Annotated in this window: 20 protein-coding genes; 12 read left to right on the forward strand and 8 right to left on the reverse strand. The window is 73.5% G+C overall.

From position 1 onward, the window contains the following. Positions 1 to 127: 127 nt before the first annotated feature. The 5 genes from ACFWGN_RS16950 to ACFWGN_RS16970 all read right to left on the reverse strand — a co-directional run bounded on the left by ACFWGN_RS16950 (position 128) and on the right by ACFWGN_RS16970 (position 5,562). Positions 128 to 889, reverse strand: a complete 762-nt coding sequence (locus tag ACFWGN_RS16950; RefSeq protein ID WP_377618441.1) for a hypothetical protein — start codon at positions 887 to 889, stop codon at positions 128 to 130. Positions 890 to 1,285: 396 nt separating this feature from the next. Next, complete coding sequence (locus ACFWGN_RS16955) at positions 1,286 to 1,861, reverse strand: alpha/beta family hydrolase (protein ID WP_191800836.1); 576 nt, start codon at positions 1,859 to 1,861, stop codon at positions 1,286 to 1,288. Between the two features lie 250 nt (positions 1,862 to 2,111). Next, complete coding sequence (locus ACFWGN_RS16960; protein ID WP_377618443.1) at positions 2,112 to 2,732, reverse strand: DUF305 domain-containing protein; 621 nt, start codon at positions 2,730 to 2,732, stop codon at positions 2,112 to 2,114. 110 nt (positions 2,733 to 2,842) lie between these two features. Next, on the reverse strand, positions 2,843 to 3,262 hold the full coding sequence (locus ACFWGN_RS16965; RefSeq protein WP_377618445.1) for a hypothetical protein: 420 nt from the start codon (positions 3,260 to 3,262) through the stop codon (positions 2,843 to 2,845). Between the two features lie 5 nt (positions 3,263 to 3,267). Beyond that, a complete protein-coding gene (locus ACFWGN_RS16970) occupies positions 3,268 to 5,562 on the reverse strand; it encodes a heavy metal translocating P-type ATPase (protein ID WP_377618447.1) in 2,295 nt (764 codons plus the stop codon). 192 nt (positions 5,563 to 5,754) lie between these two features. Here ACFWGN_RS16970 and ACFWGN_RS16975 point away from each other — a divergent pair, with 192 nt between their 5' ends. From ACFWGN_RS16975 to ACFWGN_RS17000, 6 genes are all read left to right on the forward strand, one after another. Further along, positions 5,755 to 6,975, forward strand: coding sequence for an alpha/beta hydrolase family protein (locus ACFWGN_RS16975; protein WP_377618449.1), 1,221 nt, complete (start codon positions 5,755 to 5,757; stop codon positions 6,973 to 6,975). Positions 6,976 to 7,273: 298 nt separating this feature from the next. Then, a complete protein-coding gene (locus ACFWGN_RS16980; protein ID WP_225219872.1) occupies positions 7,274 to 8,599 on the forward strand; it encodes an efflux RND transporter periplasmic adaptor subunit in 1,326 nt (441 codons plus the stop codon). After that, entirely contained in the window at positions 8,592 to 9,389 is a 798-nt protein-coding gene (locus tag ACFWGN_RS16985) for an ABC transporter ATP-binding protein (RefSeq protein ID WP_377618451.1), read from the forward strand. The genes ACFWGN_RS16980 and ACFWGN_RS16985 overlap by 8 nt, the downstream gene beginning before the upstream one ends. Further along, positions 9,386 to 10,618: an ABC transporter permease gene (locus ACFWGN_RS16990; protein ID WP_377618453.1), complete on the forward strand. Its 1,233-nt coding sequence runs from the start codon at positions 9,386 to 9,388 to the stop codon at positions 10,616 to 10,618. Before ACFWGN_RS16985 ends, ACFWGN_RS16990 begins: the two co-directional genes overlap by 4 nt. A 109-nt stretch (positions 10,619 to 10,727) precedes the next feature. Next, a complete protein-coding gene (locus ACFWGN_RS16995; RefSeq protein WP_377618455.1) occupies positions 10,728 to 11,795 on the forward strand; it encodes a hypothetical protein in 1,068 nt (355 codons plus the stop codon). A 49-nt stretch (positions 11,796 to 11,844) separates the two neighbouring features. Next, complete coding sequence (locus ACFWGN_RS17000; RefSeq protein WP_377618457.1) at positions 11,845 to 13,983, forward strand: HlyD family efflux transporter periplasmic adaptor subunit; 2,139 nt, start codon at positions 11,845 to 11,847, stop codon at positions 13,981 to 13,983. Positions 13,984 to 14,037: 54 nt separating this feature from the next. Here ACFWGN_RS17000 and ACFWGN_RS17005 read toward each other — a convergent pair whose 3' ends face one another. Further along, on the reverse strand, positions 14,038 to 14,370 hold the full coding sequence (locus ACFWGN_RS17005) for a cupin (RefSeq protein ID WP_377618458.1): 333 nt from the start codon (positions 14,368 to 14,370) through the stop codon (positions 14,038 to 14,040). A 231-nt stretch (positions 14,371 to 14,601) separates the two neighbouring features. Between ACFWGN_RS17005 and ACFWGN_RS17010 the strand changes: the two genes are divergently transcribed. Further along, positions 14,602 to 14,841 (forward strand): hypothetical protein, encoded by a 240-nt coding sequence (locus ACFWGN_RS17010; protein WP_377618460.1) that lies wholly within the window; start codon positions 14,602 to 14,604, stop codon positions 14,839 to 14,841. Positions 14,842 to 14,874: 33 nt separating this feature from the next. Here the strand turns inward: ACFWGN_RS17010 and ACFWGN_RS17015 are convergent, their stop codons facing one another. After that, entirely contained in the window at positions 14,875 to 15,252 is a 378-nt protein-coding gene (locus ACFWGN_RS17015) for a hypothetical protein (RefSeq protein WP_377618462.1), read from the reverse strand. Between the two features lie 147 nt (positions 15,253 to 15,399). Between ACFWGN_RS17015 and ACFWGN_RS17020 the strand changes: the two genes are divergently transcribed. Both ACFWGN_RS17020 and ACFWGN_RS17025 read left to right on the forward strand, forming a co-directional pair. Then, positions 15,400 to 17,487: an ABC1 kinase family protein gene (locus tag ACFWGN_RS17020; protein ID WP_377618464.1), complete on the forward strand. Its 2,088-nt coding sequence runs from the start codon at positions 15,400 to 15,402 to the stop codon at positions 17,485 to 17,487. Positions 17,488 to 17,560: 73 nt separating this feature from the next. Further along, the gene (locus ACFWGN_RS17025; protein ID WP_377618466.1) at positions 17,561 to 18,490 is read left to right on the forward strand and encodes a ribonuclease Z; all 930 of its coding nucleotides are present in this window, start codon (positions 17,561 to 17,563) and stop codon (positions 18,488 to 18,490) included. A gap of 33 nt (positions 18,491 to 18,523) precedes the next feature. Here ACFWGN_RS17025 and ACFWGN_RS17030 read toward each other — a convergent pair whose 3' ends face one another. Then, positions 18,524 to 19,078, reverse strand: coding sequence for an NADAR family protein (locus tag ACFWGN_RS17030; RefSeq protein WP_377618468.1), 555 nt, complete (start codon positions 19,076 to 19,078; stop codon positions 18,524 to 18,526). Between the two features lie 92 nt (positions 19,079 to 19,170). Here ACFWGN_RS17030 and ACFWGN_RS17035 point away from each other — a divergent pair, with 92 nt between their 5' ends. The 3 genes from ACFWGN_RS17035 to ACFWGN_RS17045 all read left to right on the forward strand — a co-directional run bounded on the left by ACFWGN_RS17035 (position 19,171) and on the right by ACFWGN_RS17045 (position 22,313). Continuing rightward, positions 19,171 to 19,428, forward strand: coding sequence for a hypothetical protein (locus ACFWGN_RS17035; protein ID WP_377618469.1), 258 nt, complete (start codon positions 19,171 to 19,173; stop codon positions 19,426 to 19,428). A 155-nt stretch (positions 19,429 to 19,583) separates the two neighbouring features. After that, positions 19,584 to 20,204 (forward strand): pentapeptide repeat-containing protein, encoded by a 621-nt coding sequence (locus ACFWGN_RS17040; RefSeq protein ID WP_377618471.1) that lies wholly within the window; start codon positions 19,584 to 19,586, stop codon positions 20,202 to 20,204. Between the two features lie 165 nt (positions 20,205 to 20,369). Next, the gene (locus ACFWGN_RS17045) at positions 20,370 to 22,313 is read left to right on the forward strand and encodes a sigma-70 family RNA polymerase sigma factor (protein WP_377618473.1); all 1,944 of its coding nucleotides are present in this window, start codon (positions 20,370 to 20,372) and stop codon (positions 22,311 to 22,313) included. Positions 22,314 to 22,318 lie beyond the last annotated feature (5 nt).

Here is a 22,318-nt window from a genome sequence, read left to right on the forward strand (position 1 = left end):
CCGCCCAGGTCGCTCGGCCGGCCGGACCGGGCCGGTCGAACCCGTACGCGCGGGAGCCCCCGCCCGGGGCCGCAGCAGAGGGCTCTGCGGACGGCTCCCAGGCGGGGGCTCCCGTGCGTTCGGTGGGTCAGCCGCGCTGCACGCGACGGCCGACGAGCACCGCGCCGACGCCGGCGGCGAGCAGGGCTGCGGCACCGGCGGCGATCAGCATCGCGTTCGAGCCGGTGGCGGCCAGGCCGTCCTCCTTCTCCGCGGAGACCGAGTTCGACACGAGCGCGGCACCCTCGAGGTTCACCGGGTCGGCGGCGTCGGACACGGGGACCTCGGTCGTCTCGCGGGGGACGGTGATGGGCTCGTCGGGCTCGCCGTCTGCGGCCGGGGGCGTGGTGACCTCGTCCGGGCCCTTGGGGGTCCCAGGGACGGCGGGGCTCTCCTCGTCGGTCGGGAGCTCGGCGCCCGGGACCACGGGGACCAGCGGCGTGCCAGGCGTCTCGGGAGTCGTCTTGTCGGTCGTGCAGACGGGCTTCTGCCCGCCCTCTCCGAAGTGCTCGTCGTACTCGGCGACCTGGACCCAGGTCACGCAGTAGCCGTCGGGGAACGCGGTGGCGGCACCGTTGAAGTCGTAGAAGCTCGTGCCGATGTACTTGCCGGACGGCCGGTTGTTGAGCGACTCGAAGTGGGTGCCGAAGCTCCGGGACCCGGTCCCGTCGAGTGCCGTCGCCCGGTAGTTCACGTGACCGCCGTCGACGTAGGTCGTGCCCGTCGGCAGCGTCACGCCCGCGGCGGTCACGGTGTACGGGGTCGGGGCGTCGGAGCCGCCGGCGATCGCGATCGCGGGGGTGGCCGCGAGGATCGCTGTCGTCAGGAGTGCGACGGGTACTGCGCGCATCAAGGAGGACCTTTCCGGGGGGTGGGGTGCCCTCGGCTCAGGGTGTTCGAGCGGGGCTGGCCAGATACTGAACTGGACGGTTGTTCAGTTCACCGTACTCTTCCGACATGCCTGTCTCCACTACCCAAACCGGACATGTGAGCGTTAAAGGTACCGCTCACCCGGGTGAATGTGGAAGCGCTGCCAAACTGTTGGCAACCCTTCTGGTCCGGGGGGCCTCCTGGCCCTCGACACCGCGCTCGCCGCTCCCGCGCTGCCGCCTCGTCCGGGGCTCGCGCTCCGACGTCGGGCTCGGTGTCCGTGGCCCTGCCGGTCAGGTGGACGCCGCTCCAGGGCAGGGTGGACCGGCCTGCGCGCACGAGCGTCGCGGCGGTCGTGCGCCCCACGCGCGACGCGTCAGAGCGTCGCCAACCACTGCACGACGGCGGCGCTCACCGCCGCGTGGTCGTTCCGCACGTCGTGCGCCCCGGGCAGGCGCACCTGCGTGACAGGGCCGGGGATCGCCGCGACGTGCTCGTCGAACTCCTCGGGCGAGCCGAACGGGTCGGTCGTGCCCGACACGAACAGCACGGGCACCGTGAGCTGCGCGAAGTGGTCGACGCGCAGCTTGTCAGGCTTGCCCGGCGGGTGCAGGGGATAGCTCAGCAGCACGAGCCCGGCCGCGGGCAGGCCCTCGGCCACGGCGATCGAGCACATGCGCCCGCCGTACGACCGGCCGCCGAGCACGAGCCGGTCCGGCGCGAAGCCCTCCTCGGCAGCGAAGCGCCCGGCCTCCTCGACCAGGTGCGCGACGGCGACCGGCGCGCGGTCGGGCATGCGCTTCCCGGCGATCCGGTACGGGAAGTCGACCCGTCGCACGGGCAGCGGCGCGACGGCCTCCTCGACCGCGACGAGCGTCGGGTGGTCGCGACCGGCCCCGGCCCCTGGGGTGAGGAGGAGCCCGCCGACCGCTGGAGCTGGTGATCGCGTCATGGGTCCAGTCTCGCAGCGGCGGGCCGGGCGGTGCCGAGCATGCGGTCGCCGTTCCTCGACCCTGCGGTTGTCGTCCGTCTCCTGGGGATTCCCGACGACAACCGCATGCTCGGCCAGGAGGGCGGGCTCCGGGCGACCATGAGGTGCCGTCGAGCACGAGGTTCCGTGCGGTCGACCACGAGGTTGCGGTCGCCGACGTCCTCATTTCGACCGCAACCTCGTGTTCGGCACCCGGCACCCGGCAGCGCGGCTACAGCCCCGCGAGCAGCTCCTGCATCTCCGCGATCTCGGCCTCCTGCGCGTCGATGATGGCCTGCGCCAGCTCGCGCGCCTCGGGGTTCTCACCGTCGGCGAGCTCGGTCTCGGCCATGTCGACCGCGCCCTGGTGGTGCGCGATCATGCCCTCGAGGAACAGCCGCGAGACGGTCGCAGCGTCGGCGTCCTCGAGCGCCTGGATCTCCTCGTCGGTGAGCATCCCGTCCATGGAGTGGCCCGAGTGGTCGCCCGACGCCTCGGCGCCCCACTCCTCGAGGAACCCGTTCATGCGCTCGATCTCCGGCGCCTGTGCGCCCTCGATGCGCGTCGCGAGGTCGACGACCGCGGGGTCGACGCCGTCGGTGCCGAGCACGATCCGCGACATCACGAGCGCCTGCTCGTGGTGCGGGATCATCATCTGCGCGAACATCACGTCCGCGTCGTTCGCCGATGCGCCGGCGTCCGCGCCCGGTGTGCCCTGCGAGGTGTTCTCGCCCATGTCGTGGCCCTCCATGTCTCCTGTCGTGCCGTCGCGGGCGTCGGAGCAGCCCGCGAGGAGCAGCGTCGAGCCGAGCGTCAGGCCGATCGTGGCCCTGGTCAGGATGTGCTTGTTCATCGTTCGTCCCTCAGGTGTGTCGGTGTGCCGCGAGTCCTCGCGGCTGTGTCGGTGTGCCGCAAGTCCTCGCGGCGGTGATGGCGTGCTGCGGCCCGCGAAGGGCCGAGCTCCTATCTCCGACTGATCCCGAGCGCGACGAGCGACGGCGGGCGCAGCGCCCACCCGAGCCGCCACCAGTGCGCGACGACGCGCGCGAGGTACGTGGCGCCGTCGGGCAGGCGGCGTGCCGGTGCGGGGCCCGCGAGCGACACGAGTGCGACGAGCACCATGAGGCACATCGCCTCGAGCTCGCCGTGCCCCGTGCCCGACGGCGCCCCCTCCTCCGCGTCGACGTCGCCCGCTGCGTGGCTCGCCGGGCCCGCCACGCCTGCCACGACGGGGTGCGTCGCGCCGTGCGCCACGGGGCTGCCCGACATCTGGTGCATCCCGACGAACCCGCCGAGCAGCACCAGCATCCCGAGCAGCACCGCGAACCGCCGGACGGGGCCGGAGGTTCGCGGTGGCCGCAGGGCGGAGGACAGGACGGGCACGAGGATCAGGACGCTGCCACGCGCGCCGGGTCGAGGTCCAGCCTGCGCAGGAGCTGCGCGTTGAGGGCCACGATCACGGTCGACAGAGACATGAGCAGGGCGCCCACGGCCATGGGCATGACGAACCCGACCGGGGCCAGGACGCCCGCCGCGAGCGGCACGGACACCAGGTTGTACCCCGCGGCCCACCACAGGTTCTGCTTCATCTTGCGGTAGCTCGCCCGGGACAGCTCGATCACGGACAGGACCGAGCGGGGGTCGTCGCTCGCGAGGATGACCCCGGCCGACGCGATGGCCACGTCGGTGCCCGCGCCGATCGCGATCCCCACGTCCGCCTGGGCGAGTGCCGGGGCGTCGTTGACGCCGTCGCCCACCATCGCGACCTTGTGCCCACGGTCCTGGAGCTCGGAGACCTTGGCCCCCTTGTCGCCCGGGCGGACTTCGGCGAAGACCTCGTCGATACCGAGCTCGTCCGCGACCGACTGCGCCACGGCCAGGGCGTCGCCCGTGATCATGACGACGCGGATGCCGCGCCGGTGCAGCGCGTCGATCGCCTCGCGGGACTCGGGCCGGATCTCGTCGGCCAGGGCGAACGCGCCCAGGATCTCGGCACCGTCCGCGGACCCGTCGACTGCGTCGTCCGAGAGGGCGAGCGCGTGCAGGACCGTCGCCCCACCGCCTTCCCACGCGGCGGCGTCGGGCAGGGGAGACAGGCCGTGCTCGCGCAGGAGCGAGGGGCCGCCCACCGCGATGCGACGACCGTCCACCAGGCCCGAGACGCCCACGGCCGTCGAGGACCGGAAGCCCTCGGCGCGCGGGACCCGCACGCCCCTGTCCGCGGCGGCGCCCACGATCGCACGCGCCAGCGGGTGCTGCGAGTCGGCCTCGACCGCCGCGGCCAGCGCGAGCAGGTCGTCCTCGCTGCCCGACGCGGCCCTCAGGTGCGTCACGACGGGCTCGCCCTTGGTCAGTGTGCCGGTCTTGTCGAACAGGACGGCGTCGACCGTGCGCATTTGCTCGAGCGCCATGCGGTCCTTGACGAGCACGCCCGCCTTGGCCGCGCGCTCGGTCGAGATGGACACCACGAGCGGGATCGCGAGGCCCAGCGCATGGGGGCACGCGATGACGAGGACCGTGATGGTCCGGATCAGGGCGTTCTCCGGGGTGCCCCAGATGCTCCACGCGACCAGGGTCAGCACCGCGGCGCCGAGCGCGAACCAGAAGAGCCAGCCCGCGGCGCGGTCGGCGAGGCGCTGGGCGTGCGAGGACGAGGCCTGGGCCTCGGCCACGAGGCGCTGGATGCCCGCGAGGGCCGTGTCGTCGCCGACCGCGTCGACCTTGACCCGCAGTGCCTGGTCGGTCGCGACCGTCCCGGCCACGACGTGGTCGCCGACCGTCCGGCGCACCGGGCGCGACTCGCCCGTGATCATGGACTCGTCGACGTCCGCGGTGCCCTCGGAGACCACGCCGTCGGCGGGCACGCGCCCGCCAGGGCGCACGACGACGACGTCCCCCACCACGAGGTCCGTCGGGGACACCGTGGTCACCTGGCCGTCGTCGCCCACGCGCTCGGCCTCGTCGGGCAGCAGGGCCGCGAGCGACTCGAGGGCCGACGACGACTGCGCGAGCGAGCGCATCTCGATCCAGTGGCCCAGCAGCATGATGACGACCAGGAGCGCGAGCTCCCACCAGAAGTCGAGCTCGTGCGACAGGATCCCCAGGCTCGCGCCCCACGACGACACGAACGCGACCGTGATCGCGAGCGCGATGAGCAGCATCATCCCGGGCTTGCGGGCCTTGAGCTCGTCGACCGCACCCGTGAGGAACGGCCGGCCGCCCCAGACGAACATGATCGTGCCGAGGACCGGCGAGACCCAGGCGATGCCCGGCACGTCGGGCAGCGAGTAGCCGAGGATCGACGCGAACATCTCGCTCGCGAGGACCGTCGGGACCGCGAGCGCGAGCATGATCCAGAACAGGCGGCGGAACATCGCGACGTGGCCCGAGTGGCCGCCGTGGCCCGAGTGACCGCTGTGTCCAGCGTGGGCCGAGTGGTCCGTGCCGGGCATCGCGGCCATGTCGTGGCCGGCGTGGTTCGCGTGGGCCGAGTGGTCGCCGTGGCTCGCGTGCGCCATGTCGTGGTCGGAGTGCGCGTCGTGGTGCTCGTGCCCCGGCGCCGTGACCGCCGCGGTGTGCGCGGTGTGGCCGACCTGGGGTGCCTGGCCCGGGCGGGCCCGGTCCGGTCGGCCGTCCCCTGGGTGGTCGTGACCGGAGTGGCCACCGTGCTCGTCGTGGTCCATGGGATTCATCGTCCCGTCCTTCCTCGTATCGCGCCGGGCGAGCCTTCGCTCGGCTATACCCCCCTGGGGTATCGACAACTCACGATCTTGCCGCAGCATTCCCGGTCCGTCAAGAGGGGACGGCGCGTCGTCCGCGCGCGACGCTCGCGGGGGCGTCCTAGCCTGGACGGACCGACGACGGGCGGAGCCGCCATGACCCTGGTCCTTCACGACGAGCTCTTCGACGCACAGCTCGTCCGCGCGCTCGCCTACGTCGCGCAGGGCGGCGCGGAGGTCGGCGAGTGCATCGAGACGGCCCGGCGCATCTCGCACAGCGACGGCGACCGGTGGTACGACGAGTGGTCGGCGACCGCTGCCCGGGTCGAGAAGACGGCTGAGGAGAGCGACATCGCGGGCCACACCGCGAGCGCCCGCCGGGCCTACCTCCGCGCTTCGAACTACTACCGGACGGCCGGCCTCTTCCTCATGGGGGCACCCGTCGACGACAGGTTCCGGGAGAGCGCGCGCCGGCAGACCGACACGTTCCGCAAGGGGGCCGCGCTGCTCGACCTGCCCCCCGACGTGCTCGAGATCCCGTTCGAGGACGGGACGCTGCCCGGGTACTTCTACCGGGCGTCCGACGACGGGCGCCGACGCCCCACGGTCCTCCTCGTCGACGGCTACGACGGCACGGCCGAGGAGCTCTACTTCGCGAACGCGGTCGCGGCGCTCGAGCGAGGGTACGACGTCCTCGCGTTCGACGGTCCGGGGCAGGGCAGCGTGATCCTCGACCAGGGGATCCCGTTCCGGCCGGACTGGGAGACCGTGGTCACCGCGGTGGTCGACCACGCGCTGACCCTGGCCGAGGTGGACCCGCAGCGGATCGTCGTGCACGGTTGGAGCTTCGGCGGGTACCTCGCGCCGCGGGCCGCGTCGGGAGAGCACCGGCTCGTGGCCTGCATCGCCGACAGCGGACCGTACGACCTGTACGACACGGTCACCTCGAGGTTCCCGGCGCTCCTCGCCGGACACCTCGAGGACGACCACGGTGCTGCCCTCAAGGTCGTCGAGGCCACGTTGCGCCAGCTCCTGAAGAAGACCTCGGCAGGGTGGGCGCTGCGCCGGAACCTGTGGGTGCACGGCGTCGACGATCCCATGGAGCTCATCAGGATGACGCGCGACTACACGATGCGCGGGCGCGAGCACCTGATCGAGTGCCCGACGCTGGTCTGCCGCACGGTCGGCGACGACCTCTCCGTGTCCGCGCGGACCCTGGCCGAGAACCTCGGCTGCCCCACCGAGTACGTCGAGCTCGGCCCCGAGGAGGACGTCACGGGTCACTGCGAGATGACGGGCCGGGCCGTGTTCCACCAGCGCGCGTACGACTGGCTCGACGAGACGCTCGGGTACGACGGCGAGCCGTCCGCCCCATGACGGCGCTCGACGACCGGGAGCCTCTTCGTCGCGACCAGCGGGGCGGCATCCAGCAGATCCTGCGCTGACCTCCTGCCGGTTGCCCGCTGCCGACTGCCGGTGGCCGGTTGCCCGCTGCCGACCACCGACCACCGACCGCCGAGCACGAGGTTGCGGTCGCTACCCGCCCGAGAACGACCGCAACCTCGTGCTCGGCACCCAGATGACCGGAGCGCACGAGCCATCACCCCACGATTCATAGCCTCCGCATAGGTTCGTGACAGCACGACCCCAGAGCCGCTCCCTACCGTCGCCCTCATTGACCGTCGCGCCCTCGTGCGCGCAGGACGTGAGGGAGAACATGGGCAAGCTGCTCAGACGCACGAGCACCAGGACGCGGGTGATCGCCGGGGCGCTCGCGCTGGCGCTCGTGGCCGGTGCCGTCTACTGGTTCGTGCTCCGCCAACCCTCGTCGGCCGCCGCCGCACCCGAGGCGACCACGCAGTCGGTCGCCGCGAGCCTCAGCACGGTCCAGCAGAGCGTCACGACGACCGCGACCCTCACGCCGAGCGTCCAGGAGGAGGTGTCGTTCGCCGGGTCGGGCACCGTGACCGCCGTCGACGTGCAGGCAGGCGACACGGTCGAGGCGGGCCAGGCGCTCGCGACGATCGACACCCTGCAGCTCGACGCCGCGGTCCTGTCCGCGAAGGCCGACCTCGCCGAGGCGCAGGCGACGCTCGCCGACAGCCAGGACTCGTCCGACGGCTCGGCCGCCGACCTCGCGCGCATCAGCGCGGACCAGGCGCAGGTCGAGGTCGCGCAGTCAGCGGTCACCGCGGCCGAGGCGGCGCTCGCGGGCGCGACGCTCACGGCCCCTGCCGCGGGCCTCGTGACCGAGGTCAACGTGTCGGTGGGGCAGGCCGTCACGGGCTCGACGACGTCGAGCACGTCCGGTTCCGGTGCGGACTCCGGCACCACGGGCGGAGCCGGCGGGTCCGCCCCGGGGGCGACGAGCAGCACCACGACCACCTCGTCGGGCGCGGCCTTCGTGATCGTGGGCACCGACGCCTGGGAGGCGACGGCCACGGTGGGCGACTCCGACCTGCCCCACCTCGCGGTCGGCAACCAGGTCGAGCTCACGGTCGACGGGCTCGAGGACACGGTCTTCGGCACGGTCGCGACGATCGGTCTGCTGCCCTCGACGTCGTCGGGCACCGCGACGTACCCGGTCACGATCTCCGTGACGGGCTCGCCCGAGGGCCTGCACGACGGTGTGACCGCAGACGCCGAGATCATCTACGAGCGCCGCACCGACGTGCTCACGGTCCCGAGCGCCGCGGTGCGCACGGTCGACGGCGAGTCGGTCGTCACGCAGGCGGGCGAGGACGGCGAGGAGGTCACGACGGTCGTGACGGTCGGCGAGACGACCGGGAGCCTGGTCGAGATCACGAGCGGCCTCGAGGAGGGCGACGAGGTCCTGGTCCAGGTCGTCCAGCGCACCGAGACCGGCACGGGCGGCGAGTCGGGCCAGACCGGGCAGATGCCCGGCGGCGGGGACTTCGACCCGAGCCAGGTCCCCGAGGGCTTCGACCCCAGCCAGATGGGTGGCCCGGGCGGCCAGGGCGGGGGACAGCGCAATGGCTGACCTCGCAGGCCCGACGACGGCGCACACCCTGGGCGCTCCGGCCCGCGCCCGCGAGGGCGAGCCCCGGGCGGCCGGGCGTGCCACCGACGAGCAGGGCCCGGTCATCGAGCTGCACGCCGCGGGCAAGACGTACCGCACGGGCACGGTCGAGTTCGAGGCGCTGCGCGGCGTGGACCTCGCGATCCACCAGGGGGAGTACGTCGCGATCATGGGCCCCTCGGGTTCCGGCAAGTCGACGCTCATGAACATCCTGGGCTGTCTCGACGTCCTCACGACCGGGCAGTACCGCCTCGCGGGCGACGACGTGGGCGACCTGGACGAGGAGGACCTGGCCGCGATCCGCAACCATCAGATCGGCTTCGTGTTCCAGCAGTTCCACCTGCTGCCCTCGCTGTCGGCGTGGCGCAACGTCGAGCTGCCGCTGACCTACCGGCGCGTCGCGCCCGACGAGCGTCGCGCACGGGCGACCGCCGCGCTCGAACGCGTGGGCCTGGGCGACCGGCTCGCGAACCGGCCCGGTGAGCTCTCGGGCGGCCAGCAGCAGCGCGTCGCCGTGGCCCGAGCGCTCGTGGGCGAACCGGCGATGATCCTCGCGGACGAGCCGACCGGAAACCTCGACTCGGCCTCGACCGAGGACGTCCTGGGGCTGTTCGACGACCTGCACGCGCAGGGCCGCACGATCGTGCTCATCACGCACGAGCTCGAGGTCGCCGAGCGGGCGCGCCGGATCGTGCGCGTCCGCGACGGGCTCATCCAGAGCGACACCCTGACGTCGGGGGTGGCCGCGTGACCTGGCGCGAGACCCTCCTCACGGGCTGGACCGCGGTCCGGTCGCACGCGATGCGTTCGCTCCTGACGATCCTGGGGATCCTCATCGGGATCGCCGCGGTGATCCTCACGATCGGGCTCGGGCTCGGGACGCAGAAGGACGTGAGCGAGCAGATCAGCGCGCTCGGTTCGAACCTCCTGATCGTCACGCCCGGGTCCAGCACGGACAGCGAGGGGATGCGCGGCGGTTTCGGTTCCGGCGCGACCCTCACGCGCTCCGACGCCGAGGCGCTCGCCTCGGACGTCAACGCGCCCGACGTCGCCGGGGTCGCCCCCGAGAAGACGTCGTCGCTCTCGGTCGAGACGAGCGAGACCAACTGGACCACCCAGGTCATCGGCACGACCGAGGACTGGACCGACGTCCGGGCGCGCGAGCTCGCCCTGGGTGAGTTCTTCACCGCGGAGGACGAGGCCGACCAGGCCGCGGTCGTGGTGCTGGGTGCCGAGACTGCGACCGAGCTGTTCGGGTCGCCCGACGCCGTCGGGCGCAGCGTGACGATCGAGGGCACGGTCTTCTCGGTCGTCGGTGTCCTGGCCGAGGCCGGGGCCGACTCGTCGAGCGACCTCGACGACATGGCCGTCATCCCGCTGAGCACCGCGGCGAACCAGGTCATGGGTGGCACCACGCGGTCGTCGGTCTCGACCATCTACCTCAAGGCGGCCTCCGAGGACGTCCTGTCCGCGGCCTACCAGGAGGCCGAGGCCGTGCTGCTCAACCTGCACGGCATCACCGACGCCGACTCGGCGGACTTCTCGATCAACAGCCAGGACGCCCTGGTGTCCACGGCGACGTCGGTCTACCGGACGCTCACGGTCCTGCTCACGGGGATCGCGGCGCTGTCGCTGCTCGTCGGCGGGATCGGCGTCATGAACATCATGCTCGTGTCCGTCACCGAGCGGACCCGGGAGATCGGGCTCCGCAAGGCGTTGGGCGCGCCACCGTGGGCGATCCGCCGTCAGTTCCTGGTCGAGGCCTCGATCCTCGGGCTCGCGGGAGGCGTGATCGGCGCGGCCCTGGGCATCGTCGCGGCCAAGGTCCTGCCGGGGGTGCTGGGCACCTCGATCGTGGTGCTGCCCGCCGCGGTCGTCGGGTCCATCGCGATCGCCCTCGTGATCGGCGTCGTGTTCGGCGTCTACCCCGCGGTCCGGGCCGCGCGGCTCGCGCCCATCGACGCGCTGCGCTCGGAGTGACCGTGCTTCCGCCTGCGCGACGACCGTCCGTCCCCCATCCCGGTGCCCGACAGGCACCACCCTGTCCGTCCGTCCCGCGCACCGTCGCGGAGCCGTCGAGGAGAGACTCATGACCACCACCGCACCCGTCCGCCCGAGCCCCGCGTCCCGGCCGACGCGCTCGCGCCGCCTGCTCGCCGTCCCCGCGGCCCTGCTGGGCGCGAGCCTGCTGCTGAGCGCCTGCTCGGGCGGTGACACGGACGGGGCCTCGGACGCCGAGAGCACCGCCACCAGCAGCGCGCAGGGCGGAGCGGGCCGGGGAGGCCAGGGCAGCCAGAGCGGTCCCCGGGGCGTCTCGGGGGAGATCGCGGCGATCTCCGACGGCGTGCTCCAGGTCCAGTCCTCCGACTCCCAGACCGCGGTCGCGTACACCGACGACACGACCGTCTCGCGGACCACGACCACGACGCTCGACGCCGTGACCGTGGGGTCGTGCGTGGTCGCGATCACGGGGAGCGCGGACGACCTGTCGGCCGCCGCGGCCACGAGCGTGGCCGTGACCGCGCCGGTCGACGGTGAGTGCTCGGGCGGGTTCGGCGGTGGCCAGCGCCCCTCGGGCGACGCCCCGGCCGGGGAGGACGCCGGCGACGAGACGGGTGACCGCCCCGAACGCCCGGAGGGGGCCCCGACCGACATGCCCACGGACATGCCCGACGGCGCCGATCGCCCGAGCGGAGGCGGCTTCGGCGGGATCGTGGCCGGGAAGGTCACGGCTGTGGACGGCACCGAGATCACGGTCGAGTCGAGCGGCACGGCCGGGTCGGGAGCGGGCGACGGGTCGAGCGACTCGTCGACCGCCGAGCCGACGAGCTCGGCCGTGACCGTGGACGACTCGACCACCTACACGACGACGGCCGCGTCGGACGCCTCGGCGCTCGCCGTCGGGCTGTGCGTGAGCGTGGGGACGCAACCGGGCGCGGCCGACGGATCGTCCGACGAGTCCACGTCCGGGACGGCGACCGACACCTCGGGCACCGTGACCGCGGCGACCCTGACCCTGTCCGACCCCGTCGACGGCGAGTGCTCGACGGGCTTCGGCGGCATGGGCCAGGGCGGCCCGGCCGGCGACGGCCCCCGTCAGGGCGGCGGCCGCGGTGGGCAGGACACGTCGAGCGAGAGCGGGAGCGACGATGCGTGAGCGGGAGCGGCGGGCCCGCCGGGCCGACCGGGGCGCGACGGAGCAGGGCATGACCGACCAGGACACGACGGAGCAGGGCATGACCGACCAGGGCACGACGGTCGCGACGACGGCGGCCGGTGAGCCGGTGCGGACCCCGGCCTCGGTGCGCCGGGCGGCCAGGCGTCGCCGCAAGCTCGTCGTGTCGGGGGTCTCGGCCGTCGTGGTCGTGAGCCTCGTCGGCGCGGGGGCGGCGTTCGCCGCGAACCGGGGGAGCGCGGGCACCTACCGGACCGCGACCGCGACCACGGGCGAGGTCACCCAGACCGTCGACGCCGCCGGGACCGTCGCGTCGGCCGCGCGGGCCGACGCCGCGTTCTCGGTCGCGGGCACCGTCGCGACCGTGGCCGTGGGCGTGGGGGACACCGTGAGTGCGGGCGACGTGCTCGCGACCCTGGACCTCACCGAGCTCGAGGACGCGGTCGAGTCCGCGCAGGAGACCCTCGCGCGGGCCGAGCAGACGCTCGAGGACGACCTGGCGTCGCAGACGTCGTCGAGCAGCACGACGGCCACCTCGACCGGCGCGACCGCTTCGTCAGGTGCAGCCTCCTCGGGTGCCGCCGCCTCGACCACCCTGTCCTCGTCCACGTCCACGTCCACCGGTACGCCCGGGGTGACGCAGGCCGTCGCGAGGACGTCGGTGTCGTCGACCGTGACGCAGGCCGCCGCGACCACGACACCGTCGGCGACGTCGCCCTCGGCGGGCAGCGCGTCGACCTCGGCCGAGGTGGAGCAGGCGCTCGAGGCCGTCGAGCTCGCTCAGCAGGCGCTGCTCGACGGTTACGACGCCGCGACCGCGGCGCTCGAGACGAGCTCGACGAGCGTCGTCGGCTCGCAGGAGGCGTGCGCCGCGTTCCTCGCCGCGACCGCGGAGGACCTCGCGTCCGCGGCGGCCGACGGCTCCGACAGCGCCGGCGATGCCGGCGATGCCGGTGCGCCCGCCGACCCCGAGGACGACGCGCCCGACGGTGTCGACCTCGCCGCCGAGCTCACCACGTGCCAGGACGCCATCACGGCGACCCTCGGCGCGCAGAGCGACGTCGACGGCGCGCAGCACTCGCTGCTCGACCTCGCGGCCCAGCTCGACGCCGCGATCCAGAACGCGCAGGACGCCCTGGCGGCCGACCGGTCGGGCGGCTCCGGGGAGTGGACCCCGGGTGGCAGTGGCAGCGGGACCGGTGACGGCAGCGGAGGAACCGCGGGCACGCCGTCGGGCCCCTCAGGCAGCGACGGGTCGGCAGGGGGCGGCACGGGCTCGAACGGTTCGGGCGCGGGCGGTACCGGCGGCGCGACGGGTCCGAGCGGCACGGGAAGCAGCGGGACGGGCGGCACCACGGGCCCCACGACGGGGGGCAGCTCGACCGGCGGGTCGAAGGTCGCCTCGGCCCAGCAGATCCTGGCAGACCGTGCCGCGATCGACCTCGCCGAGGCCCAGGTCGCGATCGCCCAGGCCGACGCGCAACGCTCGACCCTGACGAGCCCGATCGCAGGCACGGTCGCGCAGGTCGCGCTCGCGGTGGGTGACCAGGTCGAGGCGTCGTCGACCTCCGCGGTCGTCACGGTCCTGGGGGACGACGGCTACGTCGTCGAGACCACGGTGCCGCTGACCGCGGTGGCGAGCCTCGCCGTCGGGCAGGAGACGGCCGTGACCGTGTCCGACGACCCGACCGTGCGCACGGGCACGGTCAGCAGCATCGGGGTGCTCAGCACGAGCACGTCCTCGACCCCCGAGTACCCCGTGACGATCGCGCTCGACCCGCAGGACGACACCCTCTACGAGGGGTCGTCGGCGCAGGCGTCGATCACGGTCGCGGGCGGCAAGGACGTGCTCGTCGTCCCGACGTCGGCCGTGCGAGCGACGGGGACCGCGCGCACCGTCGCGGTCCTGCGCGACGGGAAGGCGACGGACGTGACCGTGGAGGTCGGCGCCGTCGGGCAGGAGACCACCGAGATCACCTCGGGGCTCGAGGCGGGCGACGAGGTGGTCCTCGCGGACCTGTCGCAGAAGATCGTGACCGACGAGGAGACCTCGACCGGGCTCTCGGGCCTCGGGGACAGCGGGAGCACGCAGCAGCGCGGCCAGATGCCGAGCGGCGGCGCGGGCCAGTTCCCCGGCGGGGGGACGGGAGGCCCGCCGAGCCGGGGCTAGGTGGCGGTCACTGCGCCGAGGGGCACGGGTGTCACTGCGCCGGGGGCACGCTCGTCACTGCGCCGCAGGCACGCTCGTCACAGTGGTCAGGAGGAACGCCGAGTCCTCGAGCGCGGCGACGGCGTGCCGCTCGTGCGTGAGCACGCGCAGCTCGCCGGTCCCGACCTCCTCGTCGCCACCCAGCGCGGTGACGCGCACGCGCCCGCGCAGGACCTGGATGCTCGCGGCCGGGGGAGCGTTGTGCTCGCCCAGCTCGATGCCCGCGAGGATCGCGATGATGGTCTGGCGCAGGACGCCGTCGTGCAGCACGACCTCTGCGCTGCGGCCGTTGTCGCCGTCGCGGGCGCGCGTGAGGTGCGCGTCGGTGAGCAGCTCGAGGTTCGTCATGAGGGGCTTCCGATCGGGTGGGGGACGGGTGGCGGGGGCCCTCCCATCATGGCGGCAGGGCGTCCGGTTCGCCCGGTGTGCGCGAGTGCCCGACGGCGCCGCGCACCTCGCGCGCACGCCGCACCAGGACGTCCGTCGGGCCGCGCTCAGCACTGCCGACCAGGTTGTGACGGCGGTCACTCGATGCCCGACCGGCGTGCGCCCGGGCGGCAGGTACCTGAAACTGGGGAGATGCACGCGCCTACCTTCGTCGACGTCTGGCAGCTCCTCGACGACGCCGACCGAGCACGACTCGCCGAGATCGACGAGACGCAGAGCGAGATCCTGACCTTCCTGCGGACCACGCCCATCGAGGACGTCGACGCACCCATGTTCTCCGAGCTCCAGGTCGAGCGGCTGAGGGTCTACCGGGGCGCGCTCGAGCGCTCGGGAGCTGCGGAGCCGGACACCGAGGACGCTGCGTCGGCCTAGCAGACCGGGAACCGGCGACCCCGCTGGCCGAGGTCAGAGCCCGAGCGGTCGGTCGTAGTACAGGTTCAACCGCACCTCGTCCCCCGTCACGGTGACGTCGGAGCAGACTCGGCGCGCGGTGATCCAGCTGCGTCCGGTGCACGCCTGGCCCGCAGGGGCGACGCTCGCGGCGAGGTCGGTGGGTGACTGCCCCGGCGGGCCGGACAGGGTCAGCTCGCGCCAGCAGCCACCCGAGCCGCACCCCATCCCGTCGGTCGTGATCGTGACACCCTGCGGGAGCGCGGGGACCGCGGACGCGGGCGGGATCCCTCCCTCGTCGGACTCGGCCAGGAGGATCGCCCCTGCCTCGTAGGTCAGCGCGAGACCCACGAGCGTGACGCACGCGACGACGACGGCCTTGGTCCGGGACACCTGAGCATCGTAGGGCGCGCTCCCCGACGACTGCGTGAGGGCCGGCTCGGTCAGGCGGTCGAGGCGCCGGGCCTGTGGGCGGGCGCCCCCGGCCACGACGAGCGTGTCCTCCTGCGCCCGCTCCCGGTGCGCGGGAGAGTAGGGGGCATGCAGATCCTCTCCTCGATCGCGACGGCGCTGTTCACGGCCGTCGCGACGATCGTCATGGTCCTCCTGCTCGCGGCCACGGCGCGCAGGGTCCTGGGCGTTCCGGTCGGGTGGATCCGGTCGATCCTCATGACGATCTTCGTGGTCTCGATCGGGTCGTGGGGGCTCACCGAGGGGTTCCAGCAGTTGGGGGTGCAGGAGGCCGACGGGTCGCTGACGGTCCATCCCGGGGTCGTGCTCGTGATCATCGTCCTCGCGTGGGCGTGGTCGTTCGTGATCGGCCTCGGGCTGCTGCTCGTCCTGGAGCTCCTGGTGCCCACGGGCAGCATCCCGACGCCCTGGCGCGCGGTCGTCGAGCTGCGCCGCGGGTCCAAGGACATGTGGCGGTACGCCCAGATCATGGGGATCATGCTCCGGCACGGGCTGGGCGGGTTCTTCGGCCGCGGGGCGCGCCGACGCAGCCACCAGCGGACCACGGACTCCGAGGAACGGGCCGTGGCGCGCGAGCTGCGGGCAGCGCTGAGCGACGCGGGCGTGACGTTCGTGAAGCTCGGCCAGATGCTCTCGACGCGCGCCGACCTGCTGCCCGCCGTATACGTCGAGGAGCTGGCCCGGCTCCAGAGCCAGGTCCCGCCCGCCCCCTGGGCGCAGATCGAGGCCATGGTCGCGCGGTCGATCGGCGCCCCCGTCGACACGGTGTTCGCGCACTTCGACCCCGACCCGATCGCGTCGGCCTCGGTCGGTCAGGTGCACTGCGCGACGCTCCTCGACGGCCGTGAGGTGGTCGTGAAGGTCCAGCGGCCCGGGGCGCGGTCTCAGGTCCTGGGTGACCTGCGGATCGTGCTGCGGATCGCCCGCCGGCTCCAGCGCGACACGTCGTGGGGTCCGTCGCTGGGGATCATGGACCTCGCCGAGGGCTTCGCGGCCTCGCTGCGCGAGGAGCTCGACTACACGACCGAGCTCGAGAACACGCTCAACGTGCAGGGCGCTCTCGCGACGATCAAGCGTTCGCGGCGGCACCCCCTGCCGGGCGTGCACCAGGTCGAGGACCCCGACGCGAACGTGCCCCTCGTCGAGATCCCTCGCGTCTACCCCGAGCTGTCGAGCTCGACGCTCCTGGTCATGGACCGTCTCGACGGGGTCCCGGTGGGGGACGCGGCCGAGCTCCTCACGACGTTCGACGACGACACGCGCCACGACATCGCGGCCCGCCTCCTGCGCGTCACGCTCGACCAGATCGTCGTGACCGGCGTCTTCCACGCCGACCTGCACCCCGGCAACGTCCTGCTGCGCGACGACGGCTCGCTCGGTCTGCTCGACTTCGGCTCGGTGGGCCGGCTCGACGAGGCCGAGCGTGTCGCGCTCGCGGCCGTGCTGCTCGCGGTCGAGGCCGACGACTCGATCGCGGCGACCGACGCGCTCATCGAGCTCCTCGACCAGCCCGAGAGCTTCGACGAACGCCGGTTCGAGCGTGCCGTCGGCCAGCTCATCCTGCGGTTCCGCGGCGGCGGGACGGCGAACAGCGGCTCGCTGTTCGCGTCGATGGTCCGGCTCGTGAACGACGCCGGCATGGGCGTGCCACCGCAGGTCGCCGCGGCGTTCCGCACCATCGCGTCGCTCGACGGGACGCTGCACCTGCTCTCGCCCTCGTTCGAGCTCGTGTCCTCGGCCCGCGACGAGGGCGAGGAGCTGCTGCGCAACATGGTGAGCCTGCGCAAGATCCGGGCCAAGGCCGGGTCGCAGCTCCTGGCCTTCGCTCCCTCGATCGAACGCCTGCCCCGGCGCCTCAACAAGATCACGTCGGACCTCGAGTCGGGGAAGTTCACGGTCAACGTCCGGGCCTTCTCCGACCCCGGTGACCGGAAGTTCGTCACGAGCCTGGTGCAGCAGGTCATCTCGACCATCATCGCCGCGGCGAGCGTCGTCGGCGGGGTCTTCCTCCTGATCGCCGAGAACGGGCCTCAGCTCACGAACGACCTGAGCTGGTACTCGGTCTTCGGCGCCGTGATGCTGTTCGTCGGGGCGGTGCTCAGCATCCGGGTCCTGATCTACGCGTTCCGCGGTGCGCCGGGGGACCGGGGCTGGTAGCGATGCCGCTCCCGGGGCTCTGCCGGAGGCGAGAAACCGTGCCGACAGGTCCCCGGGCCGCTACCGTGCGCTCATGTCCCGCCGCGAGCTCGTCGTCCTCGGCACCGCCAGCCAGGTACCCACCCGGACGCGCAACCACAACGGCTACGTCCTGTTCTGGGACGACGAGGCCGTCCTGTTCGACCCGGGCGAGGGGACGCAGCGGCAGATGCTCCGTGCGGGGGTGTCGGCGACGGACCTGACGCGGATCGCGATCACGCACCTGCACGGCGACCACAGCCTGGGGCTGGCCGGCGTCGTGCAGCGGATCAGCCTCGACGGCGTGCCGCACACGATCCCCGTGTCGTTCCCGGCGTCGGGCGCGGCGTGGGTCGACCACCTGATCGACGCGACGTCGTACCACCACCGCGCGGACCTGGAGCTCCAGCCGCTGGCCGAGGACGGGGTCGTCTGGCCCGTGCGGCCGGAGCAGGGCTTCACGCTGCGCGCCGAGCGGCTCGAGCACGGTGTCGAGGCGTTCGGCTACCGGCTCGACGAGCCCGACGGCCGGCGCATGGTGCCCGCGCTCCTCGCCGCGGCCGGCGTCGCGGGCCCCGCGATCGGGGTGCTCCAGCGCGAGGGGACGGTGGTCACGGGCGACGGACGGACCGTCCGGCTCGAGGACGTGAGCGCCCGGCGCCCGGGGCAGTCGTTCGCGTTCGTCATGGACACGCGCCTGTGCGACGCGGTGTTCTCGCTCGCGCGCGGGGTCGACCTGCTCGTGATCGAGTCGACGTTCCTCGACCGGGACCGCGAGCTTGCGCACGCGTTCGGTCACCTGACCGCGCTGCAGGCGGCCACGGTCGCGGCGGAGTGCGGCGTCCGGTCGCTCGTCCTCACGCACTTCTCGCAGCGCTACCAGGACGCGGGGGAGTTCTGGGCCGAGGCCAGGACCGTGTTCGACGGCGAGCTCACGGTCGCCGAGGACCTCGACCGGGTGCAGGTCCCGCCGCGCGGGCACTGAGCGCGCTCTCGGCCGGGCGCGCATCCGTGAGCGTCACCCCCGGAGCCGGTCCCGCGCGACCATGAGTGCGAAACCGAGCAGGTTCAGTCCCAGCCACGACGCCGGGTGCTGGGCCCGTTCGTCACCTGCGGCGAGGCCGATGCCCCAGACCCGGTCCCGAGGGCTCGCCTCGACGAGCACCCGGTCGCCCGTCCCGAGCAGGAACGCGAGGAGCTCGGGGTGCGCGGAGAACTTGTGGACGGTGCCCTGGACGACGAGCTCGAAGCGGGCCGCCTCCCAGACCTCGTCGTCGAAGCCGTGGACGGAGCGGCCGACGGCCTTCGCCGCCCCCGGGCTCGCCGCGGCAAGGACCTGCTCGAGAGCCGCCTCGTCCCCGAAGAGGCGCGCCTTGCCGGCCATCATCCAGTGCTCCGCGGTCGGGTAGATGACGCCGTCGACCGTGAAGGGCGAATCCCACCACTGGCTGAAGCACGCGGCGCTGGGCCGTCCGTCGGGGCGCGGGGCGTGACCCCAGAAGGTCACGTACTTGAGTCGCGTGCCGGAGCGCTCGGCGTCCAGGAGCTCCTCGACCGAGGTGGGGGCAGGCATGGGGGGAGTGTGCCACGGTGAGGCCTCGGGAAGCGCGGGCTTTGCGGTTTGTCGGTGCGTTGACGGGGGCGAGCGACCGCTACCCTCGGACGGTGCCCGACCAGCCTGGAGCCCCCGACGACCGCACGCCCCGCCGTATCGGCTGGGGGTGGTTGGCACTGTCGGTGCTGGCCGCGGTCGCGGCGTTCCTGGCCGTCGCGGTCCAGGTGCGGCGGTGCGTCGAGGACCCGTCCGGTGGCGAGGCCCTCTGCACGACGGGCCCGGCGCTCGGGACCGGCGGCTGGATGGTCGGTCTCGCGGGGGCGTGCCTGGCGGTCTACGCGTTCCGCCGGGCGTTCGCCCGCCGGTAGCCCCGAGCACCGCTGCCTGTCGTGCGTCGAGCACGGGGTTGCGGTCGCCCTGGCCGTTCTCACGACCGCGACCTCGTGCTCGACCGCGCGGAACCTCGTGCTCGGCACCCCGGTCCCCGGGCGAACCGTCAGTGCCCCCCGCTACCGTCGCTCGCATGGCTGATCGCACGCACGGCAACCCCACCCCGCCCACCGACTCGTCGGTCGACCGGGAGGACTGGTACGGACGCGACCTCGACGGCGAGGTGTTCGAGCGAGTGGCGTTCGGAGACTGCGACTTCTCGGAGATCACGACGACCGGCGCCACGTTCACGGGGTGCACGTTCCGCAACGTGCGCTTCAACGCGTCGACCCACACGGACTCGGCCTTCGCGAACTGCACGTTCTCGCGCTGCTCGTTCTTCGACACCACGTTCACGCGCTGCAAGACGGTCGGTTCGGTCTTCACCGAGTGCGGCTTCGACCTCATGAAGGTCGTGGGCGGCAACTGGTCGTTCGTGGGCCTCCCCGGTGCGGACCTGCGCAGCGCGACCCTGACCGGCGCGCGGTTCCGCGAGGCAGACCTGACGGGCGCGCGCTGCCAGGGCGCCGTGCTGCGTGACCTCGACCTGTCGGGCGCGTGGCTGCACAAGGCCGACTTCACGGGGACGGACCTGCGAGGCAGCGACCTCCGTTCGCTCGACCCCCTGTCGAGCACGGTGCAGGGCGCGATCGTCGATCCTGCTCAGGCGCTCGTCCTCGCCGAGTCCCTGGGGCTGGACGTCCGGACGCACTGACCGATCGCCCCCACCGGAGCGCAGAGGCGCGCTGAGAGACACGTCACCGTCGCGTCATGATCGTGTCCGAGGCGTGTCTCTCTTCGTGACGGGCACCTCGTGGCAGGCGCGGGGCGCCCCCGATCGTGCGCCCGGCGTCATCACCGGGACGCCGGAGGGACGCCCATGGGGACGACGAGCGAGAAGAACCTCGAGGCACTGGCCGACGAGGAGCTCGTCGACGCCGTGCGCCGGGGCTCGCGGGACGCCTACGGGGTGCTGTGGACCCGGCACGCGGGTGCCGGTCGCGGTGCTGCCCGTCGGGTCACGTCGTCGTTCGACCCGGACGACCTGGTCCAGGAGTCGTTCGCGCGCATCCTGAGCGCGATCCAGGGCGGGCACGGGCCGACCGGTCCGTTCCGGCCGTACCTCTACCAGACGGTCCGCAGCGTCGCGATCTCCTGGTCGCGCGCCCCGAACCCGATCGCCGTGGACGAGGTCCCGGAGGTCGTCGACCCGGTCGACATGGCCGACGGCGTGATCGAGGGCTCGGTCACCGTCACGGCGTTCAAGGCGCTCCCCGAGCGGTGGCAGGCCGTGCTCTGGTACACCGAGGTCGAGGGCATGGACCCGCGGGAGGTCGCACCGTTGCTCGGCCTGAGCGCGGGGTCGGTCTCGGCGCTCGCCTACCGGGCGCGCGAGGGGCTGCGTCGGTCCTGGCTCCAGGCGCACGTCAACACGGCCGGCGTCCCCGCCGAGTGCCGGTGGGCCGTCGAGCAGATGGGCGACTACAACCGGGGTGCCCTGAGCGCGCGCCAGAAGGACCGGTTCGAGGAGCACCTGACGGGGTGCCTGTCGTGCTCGATCCTCGTCGAGGAGGTCGACCAGGTCGCCTCCCGCCTGGGTCTGCTCCTGGTCCCGCTGGTCCTGGGGGTCCCGGCGGTCCTGGGCGGAGGCTCGTCCGTGCTGGGCAGTGCGGCGGGCGCGGCGCCGGTGGGGGCGTTCGTCGGCCCGACGGCGGAGCTCGCCTCCCCGGCTCCCGTCGGCCCGGGCGGAGCGTCGGGTGGACCCGGCCCGCTCGGCGCGGCGGCGTCCGGAGCCGGTGCGACCGGCGGTGGCTTCTCGAGCGGGCTCGTGCTCGCGCTGGTCGGTGCGGGCGTCGCGGTCGCGGCCGGTGTGCTGGTCGTCGCGCAGCCGTGGGCAGCAGCGCCACCAGCGGTCGCCGAGCAGCTGACCGTGGAGGAGTCCTCGCCAGGACCGGTCGGCGAAGAGGCCGAGGACGTCCCTGGCAACGGGGCGACCGACCCCGCGGACGTCCCGGACGGCGCGGCGACCGGGTCACCCGAGCCGGGCACGCCGGAGGCGGGCGCCGGCCCGTCCGGCGGGGCAGGGGCGTCCGGGTCCTCGGGGACGAGCCCGTCGCCTCCGCCGGGCACCCAGGTCGGGCCCGAGGCTCCTGTCGTCCCGGCGCCGCCCACCGTCACCGAGCCACCCGACCCGGTGGACCCGGTGGACCCCGTCGACCCCGTCGACCCGGTGGACCCCGTCGACCCGGTGGACCCCGTCGACGTCCCGCCCGTCGCGCCGACCCTCGTCGCCCCGGCGCCGGGCGAGCTGGTCTTCCTGCCCGAGCTCTCGGGCACAGGAGAACCGGGGGCGACGGTCACGCTGAGCGGTACCGAACCGTCCGGGGCGTCCTCGGTCCTGGCCACCGCGGACGTCTCGCCGGCCGGGACGTGGCGTGCGACGCCGTCGGGCAGCAGGGGAGGCTGGGACAGCCTCACGGTGACCCAGGAGCGTGGCGGGCTGACCTCCGAGCCGACCACCGTCCAGGGGCCGTTCACGTTCGCGCTGCCCTCGATCCTCACGCCGGCCGACGGGTCCGTGCTGTCCTGGACGCCGTCGGTCGACGTCCGGATCGAGGGGCGTGCCGGGCTGACCCTGCAGGTCTTCGTGGACGGTGTCGCCACGGGCAACCTGCACGGCGCGACCGGCCGCCCGCTCGACCGCGTGGTGTCGGGGCTCGAGCCCGGCGAGCACTCGATCGGGCTGCGCTACGTCCGGGCGACCGGTGGCAGCGTGGTCGAGACGGGGCCGACCGTGACGTCGAGGTTCACGATCACCGGCTGACCCGC

The sequence above is a fragment of the Oerskovia sp. NPDC060338 genome, from assembly GCF_042726295.1.
GTDB lineage: Bacteria > Actinomycetota > Actinomycetes > Actinomycetales > Cellulomonadaceae > Oerskovia > Oerskovia merdavium.